General features: G+C 33.4%; 20 protein-coding genes. 14 read left to right on the top strand and 6 right to left on the bottom strand.

The window, feature by feature from the left end; translation table 11 throughout:
- Nucleotides 1–22: 22 nt before the first annotated feature.
- From H6622_09915 to H6622_09850, 14 genes are all read left to right on the top strand, one after another.
- A complete protein-coding gene (locus tag H6622_09915) occupies nucleotides 23–334 on the top strand; it encodes a hypothetical protein (protein ID MCB9061826.1) in 312 nt (103 codons plus the stop codon).
- Nucleotides 335–339: 5 nt separating this feature from the next.
- Nucleotides 340–2,010, top strand: a complete 1,671-nt coding sequence (locus tag H6622_09910) for a Na/Pi cotransporter family protein (protein MCB9061825.1) — start codon at nucleotides 340–342, stop codon at nucleotides 2,008–2,010.
- Nucleotides 2,011–2,080: 70 nt separating this feature from the next.
- A complete protein-coding gene (locus tag H6622_09905; GenBank protein MCB9061824.1) occupies nucleotides 2,081–3,133 on the top strand; it encodes an IMP dehydrogenase in 1,053 nt (350 codons plus the stop codon).
- A gap of 82 nt (nucleotides 3,134–3,215) precedes the next feature.
- Nucleotides 3,216–5,030, top strand: coding sequence for a 1-acyl-sn-glycerol-3-phosphate acyltransferase (locus H6622_09900; protein ID MCB9061823.1), 1,815 nt, complete (start codon nucleotides 3,216–3,218; stop codon nucleotides 5,028–5,030).
- The gene (locus tag H6622_09895) at nucleotides 5,030–5,941 is read left to right on the top strand and encodes a cation transporter (GenBank protein ID MCB9061822.1); all 912 of its coding nucleotides are present in this window, start codon (nucleotides 5,030–5,032) and stop codon (nucleotides 5,939–5,941) included. The genes H6622_09900 and H6622_09895 overlap by 1 nt, the downstream gene beginning before the upstream one ends.
- Nucleotide 5,942: 1 nt before the next feature.
- Nucleotides 5,943–6,404, top strand: a complete 462-nt coding sequence (locus H6622_09890; GenBank protein ID MCB9061821.1) for a hypothetical protein — start codon at nucleotides 5,943–5,945, stop codon at nucleotides 6,402–6,404.
- A gap of 120 nt (nucleotides 6,405–6,524) precedes the next feature.
- Nucleotides 6,525–7,061 (top strand): translation initiation factor IF-3, encoded by a 537-nt coding sequence (locus tag H6622_09885; protein ID MCB9061820.1) that lies wholly within the window; start codon nucleotides 6,525–6,527, stop codon nucleotides 7,059–7,061.
- A gap of 88 nt (nucleotides 7,062–7,149) precedes the next feature.
- Complete coding sequence (gene rpmI / locus H6622_09880; protein ID MCB9061819.1) at nucleotides 7,150–7,347, top strand: 50S ribosomal protein L35; 198 nt, start codon at nucleotides 7,150–7,152, stop codon at nucleotides 7,345–7,347.
- A 73-nt stretch (nucleotides 7,348–7,420) separates the two neighbouring features.
- The gene (gene rplT, locus H6622_09875; protein ID MCB9061818.1) at nucleotides 7,421–7,765 is read left to right on the top strand and encodes a 50S ribosomal protein L20; all 345 of its coding nucleotides are present in this window, start codon (nucleotides 7,421–7,423) and stop codon (nucleotides 7,763–7,765) included.
- 248 nt (nucleotides 7,766–8,013) lie between these two features.
- Nucleotides 8,014–8,790 (top strand): hypothetical protein, encoded by a 777-nt coding sequence (locus tag H6622_09870; GenBank protein ID MCB9061817.1) that lies wholly within the window; start codon nucleotides 8,014–8,016, stop codon nucleotides 8,788–8,790.
- A complete protein-coding gene (locus H6622_09865) occupies nucleotides 8,783–9,769 on the top strand; it encodes a hypothetical protein (GenBank protein MCB9061816.1) in 987 nt (328 codons plus the stop codon). The genes H6622_09870 and H6622_09865 overlap by 8 nt, the downstream gene beginning before the upstream one ends.
- A 168-nt stretch (nucleotides 9,770–9,937) precedes the next feature.
- On the top strand, nucleotides 9,938–10,894 hold the full coding sequence (locus tag H6622_09860) for an HD domain-containing protein (protein ID MCB9061815.1): 957 nt from the start codon (nucleotides 9,938–9,940) through the stop codon (nucleotides 10,892–10,894).
- Between the two features lie 54 nt (nucleotides 10,895–10,948).
- Nucleotides 10,949–11,785: a hypothetical protein gene (locus H6622_09855; GenBank protein MCB9061814.1), complete on the top strand. Its 837-nt coding sequence runs from the start codon at nucleotides 10,949–10,951 to the stop codon at nucleotides 11,783–11,785.
- Nucleotides 11,786–11,799: 14 nt separating this feature from the next.
- Nucleotides 11,800–12,162, top strand: coding sequence for a response regulator (locus H6622_09850; protein ID MCB9061813.1), 363 nt, complete (start codon nucleotides 11,800–11,802; stop codon nucleotides 12,160–12,162).
- On the opposite strand, the gene H6622_09845 is transcribed toward H6622_09850, so the two are convergent.
- The 6 genes from H6622_09845 to fsa form a co-directional block, all read right to left on the bottom strand.
- The gene (locus H6622_09845; GenBank protein ID MCB9061812.1) at nucleotides 12,146–12,613 is read right to left on the bottom strand and encodes a DUF962 domain-containing protein; all 468 of its coding nucleotides are present in this window, start codon (nucleotides 12,611–12,613) and stop codon (nucleotides 12,146–12,148) included. The genes H6622_09850 and H6622_09845 overlap by 17 nt on opposite strands.
- Before the next feature lie 54 nt (nucleotides 12,614–12,667).
- Nucleotides 12,668–15,010 carry a hypothetical protein gene (locus tag H6622_09840; protein MCB9061811.1) on the bottom strand — a complete coding sequence of 781 codons (2,343 nt, stop codon included), beginning with the start codon at nucleotides 15,008–15,010 and terminating at the stop codon, nucleotides 12,668–12,670.
- A gap of 362 nt (nucleotides 15,011–15,372) precedes the next feature.
- Nucleotides 15,373–16,239 carry a sterol desaturase family protein gene (locus tag H6622_09835; GenBank protein MCB9061810.1) on the bottom strand — a complete coding sequence of 289 codons (867 nt, stop codon included), beginning with the start codon at nucleotides 16,237–16,239 and terminating at the stop codon, nucleotides 15,373–15,375.
- 274 nt (nucleotides 16,240–16,513) lie between these two features.
- Nucleotides 16,514–17,371: a matrixin family metalloprotease gene (locus tag H6622_09830; GenBank protein ID MCB9061809.1), complete on the bottom strand. Its 858-nt coding sequence runs from the start codon at nucleotides 17,369–17,371 to the stop codon at nucleotides 16,514–16,516.
- 93 nt (nucleotides 17,372–17,464) lie between these two features.
- Nucleotides 17,465–17,974: a hypothetical protein gene (locus tag H6622_09825; protein ID MCB9061808.1), complete on the bottom strand. Its 510-nt coding sequence runs from the start codon at nucleotides 17,972–17,974 to the stop codon at nucleotides 17,465–17,467.
- 7 nt (nucleotides 17,975–17,981) lie between these two features.
- Nucleotides 17,982–18,626 carry a fructose-6-phosphate aldolase gene (gene fsa / locus H6622_09820; GenBank protein ID MCB9061807.1) on the bottom strand — a complete coding sequence of 215 codons (645 nt, stop codon included), beginning with the start codon at nucleotides 18,624–18,626 and terminating at the stop codon, nucleotides 17,982–17,984.
- Nucleotides 18,627–18,681 lie beyond the last annotated feature (55 nt).

Raw genomic sequence — 18,681 nt, 5'->3', positions numbered from 1 at the left:
AGTTATGATAGTAGTAAACCACATGGGAAAATTAATCTGTTTGAAAAATCAAAATATTTATACACAGTGCATTTTGGGTGTTTGGAACTTTATAAAGTCTCTTTGCTTAAGAATTGATCATAAAGTAGATGGAGGAATGGGTTTCTTTATTAAGCATTGTGGCAAGACAAAGTTCATGGTTTCGATGTCAAAAAAAGCACAAGTTTTGGGACTTGAGAAATTGTGGGAAAAAGGTCCCAAGGCCTTTTTCTATTTTTTCGTTTTCTATCTTATAAGAGATACAATAATTTATATCGTGATTCCAATTATTTTTGCGCAAGCAACATCAAGTTAATTTCAATGAATGAAGTTGGAATAATTAATTTAATTATCGCTTTCGGTGCACTTGGGCTGCTCCATTATGGTATTGCGCAACTCTCATTTGCCTCTCAATATATTTTTGATCATTTTTTCAAAAAATTAGCGATTAAAATTTCCCACAAACCTCTGTATTCTATGGCCGCTGGGCTGTTAATAACTGCGATGGTTCAAAGCAGTACGACAACAACCTTAATGGCCGTATTTCTACTTAATGCAGGATTGATATCCTTTAGAAGTGGAATGGGAGTTGTGCTTGGTGCAAATATCGGTGGCGCTTTTCTACCATGGATTTTCACTTTTCATACCGATACTTTTAGCTTTTTCTTTATAGCATTGGGTGCATTTCCTTCTTTGATTTCAAGAAATAATCAGCTTAAACAGTTTGGACGACTTTTACTCTCTTTAGGTCTTATTTTTTATGGACTCGGTGTATTAGTAGAAGTCTTGAATATTATTCTAAAAAATTACAACATTAACGACTATTCTTTCTTTTCAGGCAATTTTTTACCTCAACTGATTATTATAATCGTAGGAATTACATTTTCATGTATTCTAAGATCATCATCTACAATGATGGCCATTATCATTACTTTGGCCGAGTTAAAAATATCTGTTCCATTGCATGTTTTGTTTGCATTAATCATAGGAACAAATTTAGGTGGGGGAATAATCACCATATTGAGTTCACATCGAGGAAATTTTAATGCTAGACATCTGGCCTTTGGCCATGGGTTATTCAATCTTGTCGGAGGAATATGGTCGTTTGCCTTATTATATATTTTCCATGATAAGGTTATAGATTTATTTGCAAATTTAGGTATTACAGATAGAGGAGTTATTTCTGCTCTTGCTTACACTATTTTTAATTCTGTAACCGTCATTGTATGTCTTCCTGGCCTAAAACAAATTGAAGGATTATTAAATTATTTGTTTCCTAAAGAAGAAAAGGACTTTTATGACAGTGAAGCTCATCTGGATATGATGGGCAATCCTGAAAAGATGCTCCCTGGAGTGGCCTTAGTTGTTTCAGCAAAAGAAATCATTCGATATCAGTATTTAATGGAACGTTTTTTTAAACTTACTTATGATTATCTTTGTACGAGTGATAAAGATGCAAAAATTTTAGCAAAAATTAAAAACTTCGAGAATATCGCAGACCGAAGACAACGTGAAATGTCCCAATTTGTTTCTGCTTTGATGGAAAAAGAATTATCCTCTTCACAATCTTACGAGGGGCAAGAAGTTATTAAAATCACAACTGAATTAGAGGCCATTTCTGACATTCTTGATAAAATGGCCATTATCAGAACAAAATTGGGTACAAATTTTAATTCTCACCTCTATCCTGAATCAAAAGTAATTTCCCTATTTTTGAAGACTCATATCTTCTATCAAGACAGCCTTGAATTTATAAAGGATAAAGCAATTCAAAGTAATGGGAGAACATATCAGAATCCTAAAAATAGAGAAGATCTTAACAAGTTTTTTGAACGTTCTAAAGGACTCAAAGAAACCGTAGCTAAATTGAAACTAAATGTTATTGAAACAGAAAGACTCTCAAATGAGTCTAAAGTAATGATCATTGATTTATTGGCCGAAATCAGAGGAATTCGAGGTCGATCTATTCAAATACTTTTGGCCTTTAAGTAATCGCTGCTTTTTTGACTATGGATCATCATTTTAGTATGATCGTCCGGTTTTGGAGGTTTTTATGCAATTGATGTTTGATGCTACGGGAATTCTCGAGCGTTCCAGAGGACTTACTTTTGATGATGTTTTATTGGTACCCAGATATTCAGAAATTTCTTCAAGAAAACATCCTGACTTAAAGACCAATATTACAAAAAATTTCTCCATTGATATTCCAATAATCACGGCAAATATGGACACGATTACAGAATCCGAAATGGTATGTTCGATGGCCAAGCTAGGTGGTTTAGGTAGTCTTCACCGTTTTATGTCCGTTGAAGATCAAGTTTCAATGGTTGAAGTCATAAAGGAATTTCAAAAAAAACATAATCTTACCAGTCCTATTGCTGCGTCCATTGGGGTTAAGGAAGAAGGACTCAAAAGGGCCTACGCACTTGTTGAGGCAGGTGTACAGATTATTACACTTGATATTGCTCATGGTGATTCTATTATGATGATTGAAACTTTAGATCAACTAAAGAAAAGTTTTAAATCAATAGACATCATTGCAGGTAATGTCGCAACAGTTGAGGCAGTGAGTCGTTTAATTGACCATGGTGCAGATGCCATTAAAGTTGGAATTGGTCCTGGATCTATGTGTACAACTAGAATCATTACTGGACATGGAGTACCTCAACTTACGGCCATAGCTATGTGTGCTCAAGAGGCCAAAAAATCAGGCATTCCTGTAATCGCAGATGGTGGAATAAAAACATCAGGCGACATTGTCAAAGCTCTTTGCGCTGGAGCAGATAGTGTGATGATAGGTTCGATGATATCAGGAACACTAGAAACTCCTGGTGAAATAAAAGGTGGAATGAAACAATACCGAGGTATGGCATCAAAAGCAGCTCAAGTTTCATGGAGAGGTGAATTACCACAGGGAATGGCACCCGAAGGAGAATCCACTATGATAGCTTGTAAGGGTAGTGTGCAGAATGTCATCCATGAGATCTTGGGTGGTATTCGCTCAGGTATGAGCTATTTAGGTGTCCAAAAGATTAGTGATATGAATAAGGCCGGATTGTTCATTGAGATGTCTGCTTCGGGGATGCATGAGTCTCGTCCTCATGGAGTGAATTAACTTATTTCAAAACTTGGCGCATCAACCAAGTCGTTGCTATAATTTTTAAATAATTGTATTGATTAAAACCAGGATGTCTCGCGTGGAAACAACATCAAGCCAATCTGATATTATAACCACAAAAGGAAAGGCAATGGCCGCAAAATTACCTTTATTTGAAACTGTTCTCTCTTACCCAAAATTAAAAGAGAGAGTTGCTGGTAGAAAAGAGGAAGAAAATAAAGTTAGAAAAATTTTAAAGGAATTGGCCGCTGATTTCCATGAAGGTACTTATAAGAAAGTAATACGAAGTATCGAAATTTCAATGGGATTACTTTATGATGATGTTGATATGGAATCCCCTGAAGGAATTGATTTAAAAAAACTTTCGGAAGAAGCAAATTTTGTAATCGTTCCGAACCACCAGTCTCATGCTGATTATATTGCTCTAAATTTTATTAACTATAGGAAAAATAATTTTGCTTTTCATATCGCAGGGGGAATAAATCTTAATATATTTCCAATTGGAAAAATCTTTCGTCAATCTGGATGTTTTTTCATTCGAAGGAGTTTTGCAAGTGATGTTCTCTATAAAATGACTTTCGAGGCCTACATCTATTATCTACTAAAAGTTGGGTATCCCATTCAGTTTTTCTTTGAAGGAGGCAGAACTCGATCTGGAAAACTGATGGCCCCTAGATATGGCCTATACCAAATGCTTATCACTGCACATGAACAATTAGTAGAAGAAGGACATACGAAAGAGCTTCTTTTTATTCCTGCTTCCATTGCTCATGAATATGTTCCTGAGCAAAAATCCTTATCTAAGGAACTATCTGGAGGAGCAAAAACTAAAGAAAGTACAAGGCAATTATTTAAACTCTATCGTTTATTGTCTTTAAAACTTGGAAGTATACATATAAAAGTTGGCAATCCTATTGGTGTCCCACAGAAAGGCTCCTTGAAAGATAAACTTAGAAAAGTTGCCTTTGATTGTTTCCTCGCAGTAGGGGACAATATGAAAGTCACTCCTACATCCTTAATTTCTCTCATCCTATTAGATGAACCTACTGGTGCATTGCAAATGGTTGATATTAACAAACGAGCTCGAGAAATTTTGGAATACTGTAAAGAATTTAATGTACCCATTTCTAAGACCCTCGTTGAAGATAAATATGAAGGTGCTTTAGAAAGGGCCATCGATCTATTTATATCAAATAAAAAACTCAACGTAATCGGTCACCCAAGTTTAGGACATGTCTTTTATTCTTTTAAAGAAGAATGCAGGTTTGAAACTTTATTTTTTAAAAACACAATCCTTCATCACTTTATTGTTCCCTGGGTAATAAATAATGCATGGTTAAATGTCACCAACGGGAATATAAAAGACACCAATGATATCAGGAAATTTTTTATTCAACAACGTGACCAACTTAGACATGAATTTTATCTACCAAGCATGAAAGACTACTACATTAAGGCCATGAAGATTATTTCTCATTGTGTTGGTAGAAAAATCGAAGACCTAGATAGTTGTATGGGACTTACTACCGAAGAAATGCATAGAGTTAAACAAAAAATTGGAGTATTTGGACGTAGCTTAAGCTACATCATTGAAGGATATTATCTACTCGCCCTCGCAATAAAAAAACTTGAAAAAGAATCTTCCAAAGGCAATTTCAAAGTCGATGAATTGAGACGCTCTATAGAAGATATTTTTGAAATAGAAAAGAAAACAGGGAAATTCGTACGTTTTATTGAAAGTAAAACCCCTCCACTTCTTACTAGTAGTTTAAAATATTATGTCGATGAAGATATTTTAGAGAAAGAACCAGGTCATTATCGTTTAAAAAATGAAAAACTTCTCAATGAAAAAATTGAACTTTTGGCCAATGATCTAGAGGGACAACTAGGTTAATGTCACAAACTGTTTCAAACGCATTATTTAGACGTGAAAAAGAAATCAAAAGAGTACTCATTATCACTCTTTTTTTAAATCTCTTTGTTGCAGGAATTAAACTTCTTATAGGACATTGGTATGGTCTATTATCCCTAAGTTCTTCAGGATTAGAATCTGTATTTGATGGTTCTTCAAATGTTCTTGCTTTAATAAGTATATATCTCGCTCACAGACCTGCTGATGAAGGACACAACTATGGCCACTATAAAATTGAAACTCTTGGGGCAATTCTAATTGCTTTAATACTTTTTTTATCTGGTGTTCAGATGTCAATTGAAGTTTACGAACGCTTTCACGTGAAAAAAGTAACAACAGATATTGGTATCGCTCCATTCATCACCATTTTAGTTTCAATGGCAACAAGTGGATTTGTGAGTTGGTATGAAAAAATGAAGGCAAAAAAATTAAACTCATCAATTCTTGCAGCAGATTCTGAGCATACATTTGGTGATTTTGTCATAAGTTTTGGTGTGCTTATTAGTATTGCTTTTCATTACTATGGTTATTTTTGGCCAGACATATTCGTTGGTGCGATTATTTCTCTTTATATGATTTATCTAGGAATTAAAATAGTCTCTTCTAACCTTCCTGAATTATTAGATGCATCCCCCGAAATTTCAATTGAATTGCAAAAATTAGTACAACAAAATAAAAAGATTTTAGACGTTCATAAGTTTCGTGTACGTGGGACTTCTTACTTTTTATATATAGATTTCCATCTACTACTCGAAGAGACTCTCTCTCTAAAGGATGCTCACAGTCTGGCACATGAGACAGAAGATAAACTTAAAGAACACCTCTTGAAGCAGTCAATAAAATCAGATATAACCATCCATATCGAACCGTTTGAAGAAGAGCATATAGATTAAGATGTTTGAAACAATTTTCACTCCTCACGCAAGACTACTTTACTATATTTCCAGACAGCAAGGAAAAGACTGGTCTGTATGCGAAGATAAAATTCAAGAGCTTATTTCTAATCATTCGTGGCAATTACAAGATAATTTAATTACTTGTTTTTACTTGACCAAACCTAATTCAGACGATTTTTTAGAAACACCAACTTGGATTGGAAGACATGTTATCGGAACTGGTCTACAGAATACACTCTCACAGCTAGACGATAAGAATTATGGCAGTTATGATCTGTTTCGTGGAGAGTGTTTCAAGTATGAATTTATGCCTGTAAAAGAGCTATGTTTTCTTGAAATATTTGATAAAGTTAGTTCCATTTATTCGGATAACTCAGAAAAGTTTGGCCAAACCTGGAGTCTAAGCTGGCCAGCAAATGATATTGACGCAAATATGCAATTGCATTTTTTTCCGTTCTAAAAAAAACTACTTTCAAGGTGAGTTGCTTTTTGATATTTTACGGAACAGTTTTTGCTTATTTATACTTAAACTGTGCATAATACCTATTTATGGAGGTGGTTTATAAAAGGTACTAAGGAAATTAGGGGTAAGAAGAAAGATTTAGGCCCTAGAGTTAATGAAGATATACGCGTACCAGAAATCCGACTTGTCGGGGATGATGGCCATGCCTATGGGATTGTCTCATTAAGTGAAGCAAAATCAATCGCATTACAAAAAGAACTTGATCTTGTTGAAGTTTCTCCAAATGCAAAACCTCCTGTTGTAAAATTAATTGACTATGGCAAATTTAAATATCAACAGCAAAAAAAGGTCGCAGAGGCCAAGAAGAAACAAACTGTAATCCAACTTAAAGAAATCCAGTTTAGACCTAATATTGAAGCTCACGATCTTGAAACAAAGCTGAAAAGAGCTCAAAAATTCATCGATCAAGGTGACAAAGTTAAGATGGTTATGCAATTTCGTGGACGAGAAATGGCGTATAAAGATATTGGTAGGGACAAATTTACTGGAATTATTGAGAAAGTAATCGAAATGGGCGCGATAATTGAGTCTGAAATGAAAATGATGGGTAACAGAATTATTGCTATTCTAGCACCTTCTAAGAAACAAAAATAATAAGAAAATCTTTTACTAATGATTGCCTTTTGTGTATAACGAGGCGCTAAATATTGTAAAAATTTAAAAAGTTGGACAGGAGCGACAGATGCCAAAGATGAAGACGAAAAGGGCCGCGGCCAAGAGATTTTCCAAAACAGCATCAGGGAAATTTAAAAGAAAAAGAGCTAACTTAAGACACATTCTTGAGAAAAGGCCAAAAGATGCCAAAAAAAGAAATGGTAAAGCTGATTATATCCATACATCAGATGTTGGACGCGTAAAGGAAATGCTTCCATACGCTTAATTAATGAAAATAATAACTGAGTTTTGGGTAAAAGGATCTTGTGTCCCCCAAAAATCGTTTTGAAGGAGATATTATGTCTAGAGTACGTAGAGGATTTAAGGCTAGAAGAAGAAGAAATAAGATTTTGAAACTGGCCAAGGGATTTCATTTCGATAGGAGAAGAAAATACCGTCAAACAGCAGAAACTGTAAAAAGAGCATTACACTATACTTATATCGGTAGACGTCTTCTTAAAAGAGATATGAGAAAACTTTGGATCGTAAGAATTGGCGCTGCCGCAAAGGGACTAGGTCTTTCTTATTCAAAGCTTATGGGAGCACTTAAAAATAAAGACATTCAACTTAACAGAAAAATGCTTGCTGAAATTGCAGCCACTGATCTAAAAGCAATGGAATCTATTGTCGCTGCCGCAAAATAAAAAAATCTATCATTTTTATATTGAAGGGCCCTTTTTTTGAGGGCCTTTTTATTTAAATTAATAAAAGAATATTATTTAAGAACGATATTCTTAAAATCAAATAGTTACCGTATTTGTCAATTGAAAGCATTATAATACTAACCTACTGTGTAAAGTTATCTCATCTAAAGATAAAAATGTATCTCTGTGCTATACTCCGCACAAAACTTTAGGTAGATAAGGCAAATGAATTTTTTAGGTTTTTAAATATGGTCACTAAAATTAAGTTTTTGATTTTGTTAGTTTTAATTTCTCTAAACATCTACTCATCTACCGATGTGTGTGAACAGAAATTTTTGATAAAGAAAGGAACTCTTAAGAATGTTGCCGCTCTTATGCCTCCTAATAGAAAATATTTTGTTTTAGAAAATTTAATAAGAGTAGTTAGTCAAGATTCCGAATTAATTGTGAACATATTTGCAAATTATGATAAAGAGTTAAATGAGTTCAATGTTAAGAGTAAAACCCAAGAAATTATTAAAATAGTAAATATTCTCAATCAAAATAAAATACACCATCTTTTCTTAGGACTTATTGATAAAGAAGACATTGTAAAATTTATTGAAAAGAACAAACATCAAGCTACAAAACATATTCCACTAGAAGATGTTGGTCTTGCAACGGCCCAAAAAGATATTTTTTCTTCAGATCTTGTTTGGGAGTTGGACCGTAAGGGGCTACTACCTCCATTTGTGTCAATGTGGGAACTCCAAACCTATTCTCTAGTCATTGAACAAATTAAAAATATAGCAGATGTTTTTGAAAAGAATAAACTTGTCGCAAAAAATTTAGGTCTAGTCGTAAATGAAGATGGCATTGTAATGATCTCAAATATCGAAAACATTTACTTTGATGAAAATATGCAAAAACAATCCAACACTTTAATCTTCATTAATGAGATAAAAAAAGTTTCAAGTTCTTGGCATCAAGCTGTCTTTGAAAGAATGTTTCCAAATGCACTCTATAAGGATGTGATCCTTGATTAGAACAGTTTTGATAATTTCAATTTTGTTTTCATACATATTTTCATGTTACTCAATGTGCGAAGATATTTTGATAAAACAAATGAACACAAGAGAGCTCATCGAAAAAAAAATAATAACACAAGAAAAGATACCAGAGTTTATTAGACATCTGAACCCTGTTGTTGCTGATCGTGAAGATGAGGGCGTAAATAATCACGGAGTCTTTTCAGTTAACACATATCTCTCGCACTCTAGTGTAGCTTTAAAAGTTATCAAAGCTAATGTTTTTAACTATGAATTAAAAGGTTATAGCAGTGTTTTTCGACCTGATAAATTACTTAATGGATTACAACCTGGAGAAAATGCATATGGATTTCATCAATATGTTTTAACACACTATTTACTTGGACAGTTGTCCATCGCTCCTAAAATTTTGGGCATTATATCTCATAGTGAACTAATTGAATTATATGAAAATGAACAGAACGAATACAGCTACATTGCTTCTATGGGTAACAAGAGTAAAAAGGAAGATTATAAAGGCAATCTTAAGAAAAAGCCTGGCCACGTAGGAATATTAATGGAGGAATTGAACAGAGATTGGCAACTTTCTAGAAGACGAGGTGTAACGGATCAGTTTTTAGATTGGAGCGAAGAAGATATTGTTAATGGATTTAAACAAATGGATCATATTCGAAATATTCTTATTAAATACAGAATTTTTGCGGCCGATATGCAGCTAGTGGTCACCAAAGAAAAAAAAATTTACTTAATTGACCTTGATGGGTTTCACTTTTATGAAGACGATGAGCCTCTTTTGCCATACAGCTTTAAACAAGAATATGAAAGGCTAATTTATGGCTGGGAAGTCGCAAATAATAAATCACTTTCCGCACATATTCGAAAGGAATGGGATGAAAAATTTCCATCTTATGAGGGGTTTAATACCTCCACAATGCCCTCCGGAATGAGTAGACCTAGAGAAGAAGAGAACTACTAATATTTTCGTCTGGATACTATTGAGAGTTATTTTTGCAAATTATTCTTGTCGTTGGCATATTATGTCATCATATTGACGTCATAAATGATTTCAATTAGTTACCTGGATAGGGGTAGGAAAAAAAGGTCTATTTTAGTGAAATTATTAACTCTAACTTATAATTAAGTTATGAATAGTGAATATTTCATTCCAATTTCCCTGGAAGTCCTTAAGCGTTTTGATAAAAAACTTCTCTTCGATATATACGTCCGAAGAAGTGAAAGTAAATACACCAAGATATTTCGGGAGAGTGAGGCCTTAGATTGGGAAAGAGTAGAATTATATAAATCTCAAGGTGTAGACACCTTTTTTGTAACAAAGGATGATTACCAAAAATATTCTCTAGTAGTTAGAAAACTTGGTGATCTTCTTAATAAAGTTGATGGGCGTTTTCCTACAGAAGAGGCCATTAACATACTAAAAGAAATGATTTTATTTACTATGCGAGAAATCAGTTTTGTACAAAAGCTTAGTCACGCTGTAATAGAATCAGCAGGGATTGTCGTTCAACAGTCTATTAAGATACTTTTAAATGATCAGTCCCAGATTATGGGGCTTATAAAGGCCATGGCCAACACTCCTCAAATGTTTAAACACTCAATAATGACAAGTATCTTCTCTATTATTTTAGCAAAAGAAATTGGTATAGAGAGTAAGGATAATCTTTACATCATAGGAATGGGGGCATTTCTACATGATGTTGGTCAAACTCAACTTACATTTGATCCCGATGATAAAGAAATTCTCTCTCCTGATGAAAGAAAAGAGCTATGGCGACATCCTCAACTTGGTAAAGAAATGCTCGATGAAGTAAAAGGCATTCGGCAAGAAGTTGTACAAATTGTTATGCAACATCATGAGCAGCCAAACGGACATGGGTATCCAAACGGTTTAAAAACCGATGAAATTTATCCACCAGCAAAAATCGTCGCAATCGCTGATAATTTTTCTTCGCTCATTACGAAGCAAAGCTGGAGACCTGGATATGCTGTATCTGAGGCCATTCACCTCATGGCCAGCGATATTGGAAAATTTGACAAACACCTGTTAAGAGCTTTTGCAAAACTTTTCAAAGTTCAAATATAAAAACAAAACTTACCCTCTGACACATCGATTACTTTCTGATAAAATTAACTCATTATGAATATTTTTAATAAACTAGTAGATTTTTTTATTCCAAGTTTTCAGAAATCATTAAAAGATATGGCGCTTAATAAAATGATTGCTTTTTCTAATTATCGACTCTTAGTGACTTCTATACTAATCTCATCTACCGGATATCTTTTTTTCTATTTTATTCGGTCATTTGTGATCAATAATTTTTTATTTCCTCATTTTGCAAATGTTATTGTCTCTTTTGCTCTTATGATTTTACTCTTTAGGATAAAAAGAGGGGCAGACTATACACAATCTGCATTGACTTTTTTATCACTTCTAACCATTCAAATCGTTTTTAAATCTTTTCTAGATGGGGCCAAGGATACTGTGAGCTTTCAGCTTTTTCTCGTAATCATATGCCTCTCTTGGTGGTTACTAGGCAGAAGGGCCAGTGCAATATTTACAATTTTATCTATCATGCTCATGAGTTTCACCTTCTATATAAATAGTTATATCGTTGGAGTTGAACTTTATCCTCAATCTCCACTTGTTAAATATCTTATAAACATCGTCATGATTCTTTCGTTTAATGTTTTATTCTATTTTGTAGATGAAAGAAGAAAACTTTATGAAAAAGAAACTCTCAAGCAAAAATATTATCAAGGGATCTTAGAACAAATGGGTAATGAAATTCATGAAATAATTACTCCTCTAAATACTGCCCAAGGTTTTCTTAAGGAAATTGATATTAGTAATGAAACTGCTGAATATAAAAGAGATGTAGAAATGTCTTTGGGTATCATTGAAAAAAGAATATTAAAGGTTAATGAGCTGAGTTATATATTGAGAAAAAAATTTGAAAATAGACCAAATAAATAAGATGGTGAAAATATATGAAGATTTTGTTTGTTGATGATGATAAATTAATGCTTAAACTTTATAGAACTTTTCTAAAAGATGAAGCAGAAACTGAAATTTCATGTTTTGAAAATGTCGATGAGGCATTCAAAACAGCAAAGAGACATTATTTCGATATCATTTTTTCAGATATAAAAATGCCTGGCCAAGATGGAATAGAATTTTTAAACAAGATTCTTACTTCTCAAATAAAATATGGAAAATTTTTCTTTGTTTCTGCTGATAGAGAATTTACCACCTCTGATGCAACTGAAAATGGAGCTGATGGAATTATCTACAAGCCCCTCCAGAAAAAAGAACTGCTATCTCCAATTTCTGAAATTAAGAATCAAATTTAAATCTTTTATATAAAAATCTCATTGTCCATAATGGCCCTATTAGTAAAAATTGAAGGTCCTTGAAAAATGAGGGTTTTTTTCCTTCAATTTTATGGCCAATAAATTGACCTATCCAAGCAAGAATAAATATTGATAAAGATAACTCAAGCAAATCGAGTCTAGGTGTATTGTCAATTTTATCAATAAAAAAAAGCATAATAGATGTTTGTATAAACATCCCTAAGGTATATTTCAATGATAGTCTTAGATAAAAAACAAAAACAAATAATAAAAAGATTGTACACCAATTTAAGAGTGGTAATGATAAAAAAATATCAGGGGAGGGTATACTCCACAATAATCCTAGAACAGTGAACATTATTGTAGGGACACAGATTTTATGTATCAAAACATTTATGGGATTCTGGTGGGATTGTGAATATTCATCAAACCATGAATTCAAACTTCTCATAAAATTCCTTTTACCAGTAAATTATGACAAAGTGAAAATTAATTGTAAAAGATATTAATTTGATGAGATAGAAATTCCCGTTTTTTCAGCAATTGGCCAGTATTGAAACATAGGACTCTGATCATCAATTTCACGATACTCTACTTGAATCTCTGAAAGGTATTGAATCAAAGCTAATGAAGAAAAAACGAGGTTATTACCTTGAACTTTATAGTCTCTTCCGGCCTCCAGCTCAAGACTTTCATTATCTGCATATATAAGTTTAACTGAGTCAACAATTAATTCTGAAGGATAGGCGATATTTGGTATCGCAATACTCTTTTGCCCATGCTCAACAAGTAGATCGAGCTTATCTGAAGGATAACTTTTTGGTGAACAGATGGAGTAAAAAGCTCCAAAATTACCTAAGAAACCCACAAGTTCCTTAAATGCATTAGATTCATAATATCCTGGGAACAAACTCATGTTTTCTTCTAGATGATTACAATCACTTGAAGGAAGTTCTAAATCTAGATCTTCTGCAAGACGAATATCAGCAAGATTCATTTGCAAATCATTTGCAATGGAAACAAAAGTGGATTTTTGATAACTATTAAGTTTATTCTTTATTGCTTTAGGTAAAGTCTTTGTGCCTTCCTCATTTAAAAGAGTGTAATTCAAAGTTTTTTCTTCTAATTTATAAGAAGAACATGTCATAGGATCTTGGACAACTGTTTTTGACCCACTCCAAACCACTGAGCAATCTCTAGGATCATCTCCAAGATTCAAATTAGATACTGCTCCTGTAAGAAGTTGGTCGCATGTAAGATTTGTATTTGATTGATAAGGGGTACTTGAAACTGTACTTGTTGTGGTGGAGGCCTGTTGTGAAATATAACATGTTCCATTAACCATAATATCTGCATAATCAGAACAACTACCAAGTAAATTATTACATGCGTAGCTTTCATCCCTATATCCTACGACGGTGCTAGTTGTGTACTCTTCAGACACATTAGAGGCCTCTACTAGTGTCCAAGTTGTATCAGAGAAATTTTCACATGTAGTTTCAAATCTCTTATTATAGGCGTAGGTTAATTGACCAGTTGGAACCCATTCATAAATATCTTCGATGATTTTTCCAGATGGGTTATCAGGAGTACTTGCAACAGTTTTTTCTCTTTCTCCAACTTTTACATATTTAAGTTCTGGTGAACTAAAAGTACCTATACATACATTTCTTTGGGCCGTTCCATAAATAGGAACTGATTTTGTACATGTCCCACTTACTTTTTGTTGTATTTGATTAGTTCGAGTATATTTCCAATTAAATGTGAAATTTCCAGAACAGCCTTCTTCACCATATTCACAAGATACACTAGTGCTACATGAACTTTTTGGAACAAAAACTTTTCTTAGACCTGTAGTACAATCTTTATAGGCCCTTTCAAGATCGTTAGGGTGTTGCAATTTAGCGTTATAAGCATCTTCCTCATTGGAAATACTTACTATTCCCATATAGTCCATAGATTTTGCTTCACTAGTGTGTAGAAATCTCAATGTTTGGCATAGTAGTCTTTCATCGTCACTGTCATTTGCCACTCCAACCGGAAGGCCATCGATATAACTTAAGATTTGAGATTTTAGATTTGCCAAATTATCTAATCTTTCTTGAGAATTTTGACCTGAATAAGAAGCATTAACGTTAAAAAACTTCATAACATTGGCATCACTTTTTGGGATATAATCCCAATTTTCGATATATGCTCTACTGTCACCTGGATAATCAGGGTGTTCTGTTTTTACGTAATTGGCAGATTTATATCGGTTGTTTGAATTGATAAATGCAAGCTTCGCTCTAAAGCCACGATCAAATATTTCTTCGAGGAAATGGTCGATCGTCTTAGAAAGATGGTTAAGATAAGGTTTCATACTTCCAGAGATATCTAATGCAAACACAATCATAACACTTGAATCAGTTTTTTCCATGTCAATATTGTTCATTTTTTGGACATATTCTCTTGGGGGAGGAAGAACATTAACTTTAATTTTACCTTCTGAAATTTGATCTACTCTATTTTTAATTTTAAAATGAATTTGGGCCAAACCAACAAAATTTTCACGTGGCCGAAACAAACACTGAAATGATTTATTATCTGTTATTAAACAACTTTGAACTTGGCCATTATTGTTTTCAATAATAATATCTTCCTGAGAAAACTCTAGTTGATGGGCCTTTGATCTGTCATCAATCGCCGCATTCACTATAATTTCTTGATTGAACTCAGTTTCATAGTAGGGCTCTTCTATTAGTGCTTGGTACTCAAAACGCACAAATTCGTCTTCTTGCTTACAAGAGTTAATGACCAACATGAGCTGTATAATGAAAATAAATCTGAGATAATTATTTGCTTTCATATAATTATTATAAAAACTGGTAGGGTTTTATGCTTATTTTTTTGCGTAGAGCAGATTTATTTTTGCGCACTATTGAGTGATTTGAGAATGTTAGGTATAAATTAAAAATATTTAAAAGGAGCTAATCAATGCCACATATTGTTGCTTTTTACCTATTTTTAGATAGTTAGAACACTGAATTTTTTTGAGATTTATTAGTCTGTTTTTCTTCAAATTCTTGCAACATCTTGAAAATATGAAGAGGACTATTGATTTAAAAAAAACACGTACTAGGGACAACCACTTAAAAACTCATTAGGTTGACATTAAAGAAGACTTGTAGTTTTTGTATGGAAGTCATCAATTCACAAAAAAGATTAGTCCTACAAGATTCTTTTGTGTCCATCTATGGGCCCAACTCTTTGATCAGACTCAACTTTGCCTTTGGATGAATCAACGTTTTTTGTCCGTAGAATTTCTTCTGGAATTGCACTCCCAGGATAAACTTCTTTATAAATTTCAATGAAATCATTTTCGATTTCTTCTTGAGTTAATTGCTGAACCCCTTTTGGCCTTGCTACGGGATCTTTATAAATACCCTCAGATGTAGCACAAAGGGGATATTTTGGTCTTTGGTGAATTGTTTTCTTATTTGCATAGGTACCAAAAGCAAAATCCCAAATAGGAGACGTAACTCCAAAGTTAACATGTGGATAAACATGATGTATAAGATGATTTTTACGCAGATATTTACCAAGTTTAGATTTAGGAAGCATTACGTGGTTTGAAAAGTGGTAATAGTCATAGCTAATAAAACCCATCAAAAAATACGCCAAAAAAGTAGGCCCATATTTTTCACCAAATACCTGAAAAAAAACACCATAGAGTAAAACAGTATAAATGGCCGCGGGAGTAATGGGCATAATTGCTCTTCCTAGATCGTGAGCATCTTCATGATGAATACCATGTGAGACAAAATTAAATCGCTCTGATTTTGGTCCAAAGATCGGAAAGTGAAAAATAAATCGATGGAAAATATACTCAACAAGGGTCCAAACAATAAGGCCTATAAAAAACAAAGCGACATGTTCTTTGACGGTGATTCCTTTATCGCTGTTTGTATAGAAAAGTCCTCCTATAACAAAAAGCCAAAAAAGAGCAGGTGCCCAAGAATTTGTTCGAGAAAGTGATTCCCAAAAGTTACTATTAAAAAGTCTTAATTTTGCACGGTTATGTTTTAAATTATTCATATTCAGTCCTTGACGTTAATATTATACTCTATTCGTGATGAGTCCGTCATAAGAATTTTTTGATTTATATTTTTTGAAAATTATCAAAAAAAACTTGTTCTATATCACCAAAATAATGTGCAGTGAAAATGCTGCATAATATCGCTTTTTCTCATATGAAATTTCAAAACCAGAATTATGTGAGTAGTTTTGGGTAGGTTTCATTCAGCGGAAGAAATAAATCTGTTATAGATAAAATATCACTCGTCGAAGTTGCCATGAGTATATAAAACTCTTATTTTACCTTTAAATATTTTTCAAAAAGTTCAACAGGCATTGCATATCGGTTTTTTTCTTCAAATAATCGACGGGTACATTCTCCATCTGCCTTAATTTCAAAGTATCCATAGATTACTTCGGGCCGTTTACTATTTGACCCACTTGCAAATTCCACACTATTTGAAATTGCATGTATACTGTTTGAATAATTGTGACGTATTCTAGCAATATCATTTTCATGTAATGTGCGGCGCAATTGGTTTCTAGATATCGTAGGGTTCATAATGGCGTCAATTGAAGAATCCCACTGATGATCAAGACCTAATAAATGACCTAGCTCATGCAACACAATAGAAGGTAAATCAAACGTAAGCGGAGAATTGTCTAGCGAATAAGAGTGATCTCGGTAATTCACTATAATATCAACAAGATCAATTTCATAATATTCAGAGGGCCCTTCATTAATTAAGTATGCTCTTAAAACAGTTATGGCCAATGTGTTTGGCGAAATAGAATTGAACCAATCATAGGACTTATATATACCTATGATTTTATCCTCATCTCTGTATTGGTAATAATTTGGTAAATTTAGATTGGGAGTCGTTGTTGCGGGAAGACTAAAAAATTGAATATCTGATTGTGTTTTTTGCCATTCACCTAGGGTTTCTTGAATTGCATCTTGCTCAGTTGGCGAAAAGTCATCTGAGAGTTCTACTTCAAGTGGCATTACAGCTGCATCCCACTTATACATAGCTGAAGGTAAATTATTATTTGCCCTTTTGAAGTTGTAAGGGATTAGATGAGTTGGCTCTTGGTATTCTTTACAAGAAAAATTTAAGAGGATCAATAGACAAAAACCGATTGCGTTTTTCATATTACAAACGCATCGGCAAGATTTTCCTAATGGTTAATAAAAAAACAAATCACTTAGGTATCTAAATCGAAATGAACTCCAGATAGAAAATTTTCAATATTTTTTTTGACTAGCAAGGTGATTAGGCCTGAATTTTGGCATTTTATCATGTCTGATAAATAGAGTCTGATTACTGTATAGAGCGGTTTCATTTCCCAAATCATCAGTTTCTGGAGTTGAATCCAATACATGACGCTCTTGGTAATCTAATACATATCTATTGTCATTTGTCTTTAGGCCAATTTTAATTTTCCCTTCACCTTTTTTATGAATTTTGAATTGATTCATTGGAAGTTCTGTAAGCGGAGTATTTGCTTTCAACAAAATCGAACCAGGAAACTTATTAAAAAAATAGAGATAAAGCTGAAATCGTTTATAGTCTCTTCTCACAACCCATAAGGAAATCATGAAAATAGGAACACTAAAACCAAAGAAATAATAATGGGCCCTAACAATATCTAGATTGAGTCCAGTTACTATCACGCCGGCCCACATCGTAATATAGAGAAGTGCAATGATGAAAATATAATATCTATATTCCCATTGACCAAATATAAACTTCAATAATGAATTAATTCCGTGATTTTGCATGATCAGTTAAAAATTGTTCTAAACCAGAGTCCGTTAGTGGATGTTTAAAAAGTGATTCTATACATTTATAAGGCATAGTAGCAACATCTGCTCCTATCAATGAAACAGTTTTTACGTGAGCACTATGACGAACAGAAGCGGCCAAAATTTTAGTTGGAAATCCATAATTGTCATAGATGGTTCGAATTTCTTCGATTAGCTGTACACCTTCACTGCCAATGTCATCTAATCTTCCGATAAAAGGGGAGATATAAGTAGCACCTGCTTTGGCCGCAAGTAAGGCCTGGTTTGAGGAAAAACAAAGTGTAACATTGGTTTTAATATTGTTTTCGCTCAATTTTTTACATGCAGCAATACCTGAAGAAATGAGTGGAAGTTTAATGACAACATTTTCATGAATTTTAGCAAGGGACTCTGCTTCTTTTAACATACCAGAAACATCGGTTGAAATGACTTCTGCTGAAATTGGGCCATTTATTATTTGTGAAATTTCCCTTATTACATCTTCTTGCGTCCTTCCTGTTTTGGCCATTAAACTAGGGTTTGTTGTTACACCATCAATAATACCCCATTCATTTGCTTTTATAATTTCTTGAACATCTGCTGTATCTATGAAAAATTCCATGACGCTTCCTCCGGCTAAATCTTTTCAGTCTTTTATGTATACCGAAAGTAGATGA

The sequence above is a fragment of the Halobacteriovoraceae bacterium genome (genome assembly GCA_020635115.1).
Classification (GTDB): Bacteria; Bdellovibrionota; Bacteriovoracia; order Bacteriovoracales; family Bacteriovoracaceae; genus JACKAK01.
Note: the sequence above shows the minus strand (reverse complement) of the source record. Positions and strands in the feature narration are given on the sequence as shown.

Bases quoted from the DNA above. Each gene is read 5' to 3' on its own strand.
- H6622_09910 (MCB9061825.1), top strand. From the start codon at position 340: ATGAATGAAGTTGGAATAATTAATTTAATTATCGCTTTCGGTGCACTT.
- H6622_09895 (MCB9061822.1), top strand. From the start codon at position 5,030: ATGTCACAAACTGTTTCAAACGCATTATTTAGACGTGAAAAAGAAATC.
- H6622_09845 (MCB9061812.1), bottom strand. From the start codon at position 12,613: ATGAGAAGTTTGAATTCATGGTTTGATGAATATTCACAATCCCACCAG.
- H6622_09830 (MCB9061809.1), bottom strand. From the start codon at position 17,371: ATGAAAAACGCAATCGGTTTTTGTCTATTGATCCTCTTAAATTTTTCT.
- H6622_09905 (MCB9061824.1), top strand. From the start codon at position 2,081: ATGTTTGATGCTACGGGAATTCTCGAGCGTTCCAGAGGACTTACTTTT.
- H6622_09840 (MCB9061811.1), bottom strand. From the start codon at position 15,010: ATGAAAGCAAATAATTATCTCAGATTTATTTTCATTATACAGCTCATG.
- fsa (MCB9061807.1), bottom strand. From the start codon at position 18,626: ATGGAATTTTTCATAGATACAGCAGATGTTCAAGAAATTATAAAAGCA.
- rplT (MCB9061818.1), top strand. From the start codon at position 7,421: ATGTCTAGAGTACGTAGAGGATTTAAGGCTAGAAGAAGAAGAAATAAG.
- H6622_09860 (MCB9061815.1), top strand. From the start codon at position 9,938: ATGAATAGTGAATATTTCATTCCAATTTCCCTGGAAGTCCTTAAGCGT.
- H6622_09915 (MCB9061826.1), top strand. From the start codon at position 23: ATGGGAAAATTAATCTGTTTGAAAAATCAAAATATTTATACACAGTGC.
- rpmI (MCB9061819.1), top strand. From the start codon at position 7,150: ATGCCAAAGATGAAGACGAAAAGGGCCGCGGCCAAGAGATTTTCCAAA.
- H6622_09870 (MCB9061817.1), top strand. From the start codon at position 8,014: ATGGTCACTAAAATTAAGTTTTTGATTTTGTTAGTTTTAATTTCTCTA.
- H6622_09835 (MCB9061810.1), bottom strand. From the start codon at position 16,239: ATGAATAATTTAAAACATAACCGTGCAAAATTAAGACTTTTTAATAGT.
- H6622_09850 (MCB9061813.1), top strand. From the start codon at position 11,800: ATGAAGATTTTGTTTGTTGATGATGATAAATTAATGCTTAAACTTTAT.
- H6622_09890 (MCB9061821.1), top strand. From the start codon at position 5,943: ATGTTTGAAACAATTTTCACTCCTCACGCAAGACTACTTTACTATATT.
- H6622_09855 (MCB9061814.1), top strand. From the start codon at position 10,949: ATGAATATTTTTAATAAACTAGTAGATTTTTTTATTCCAAGTTTTCAG.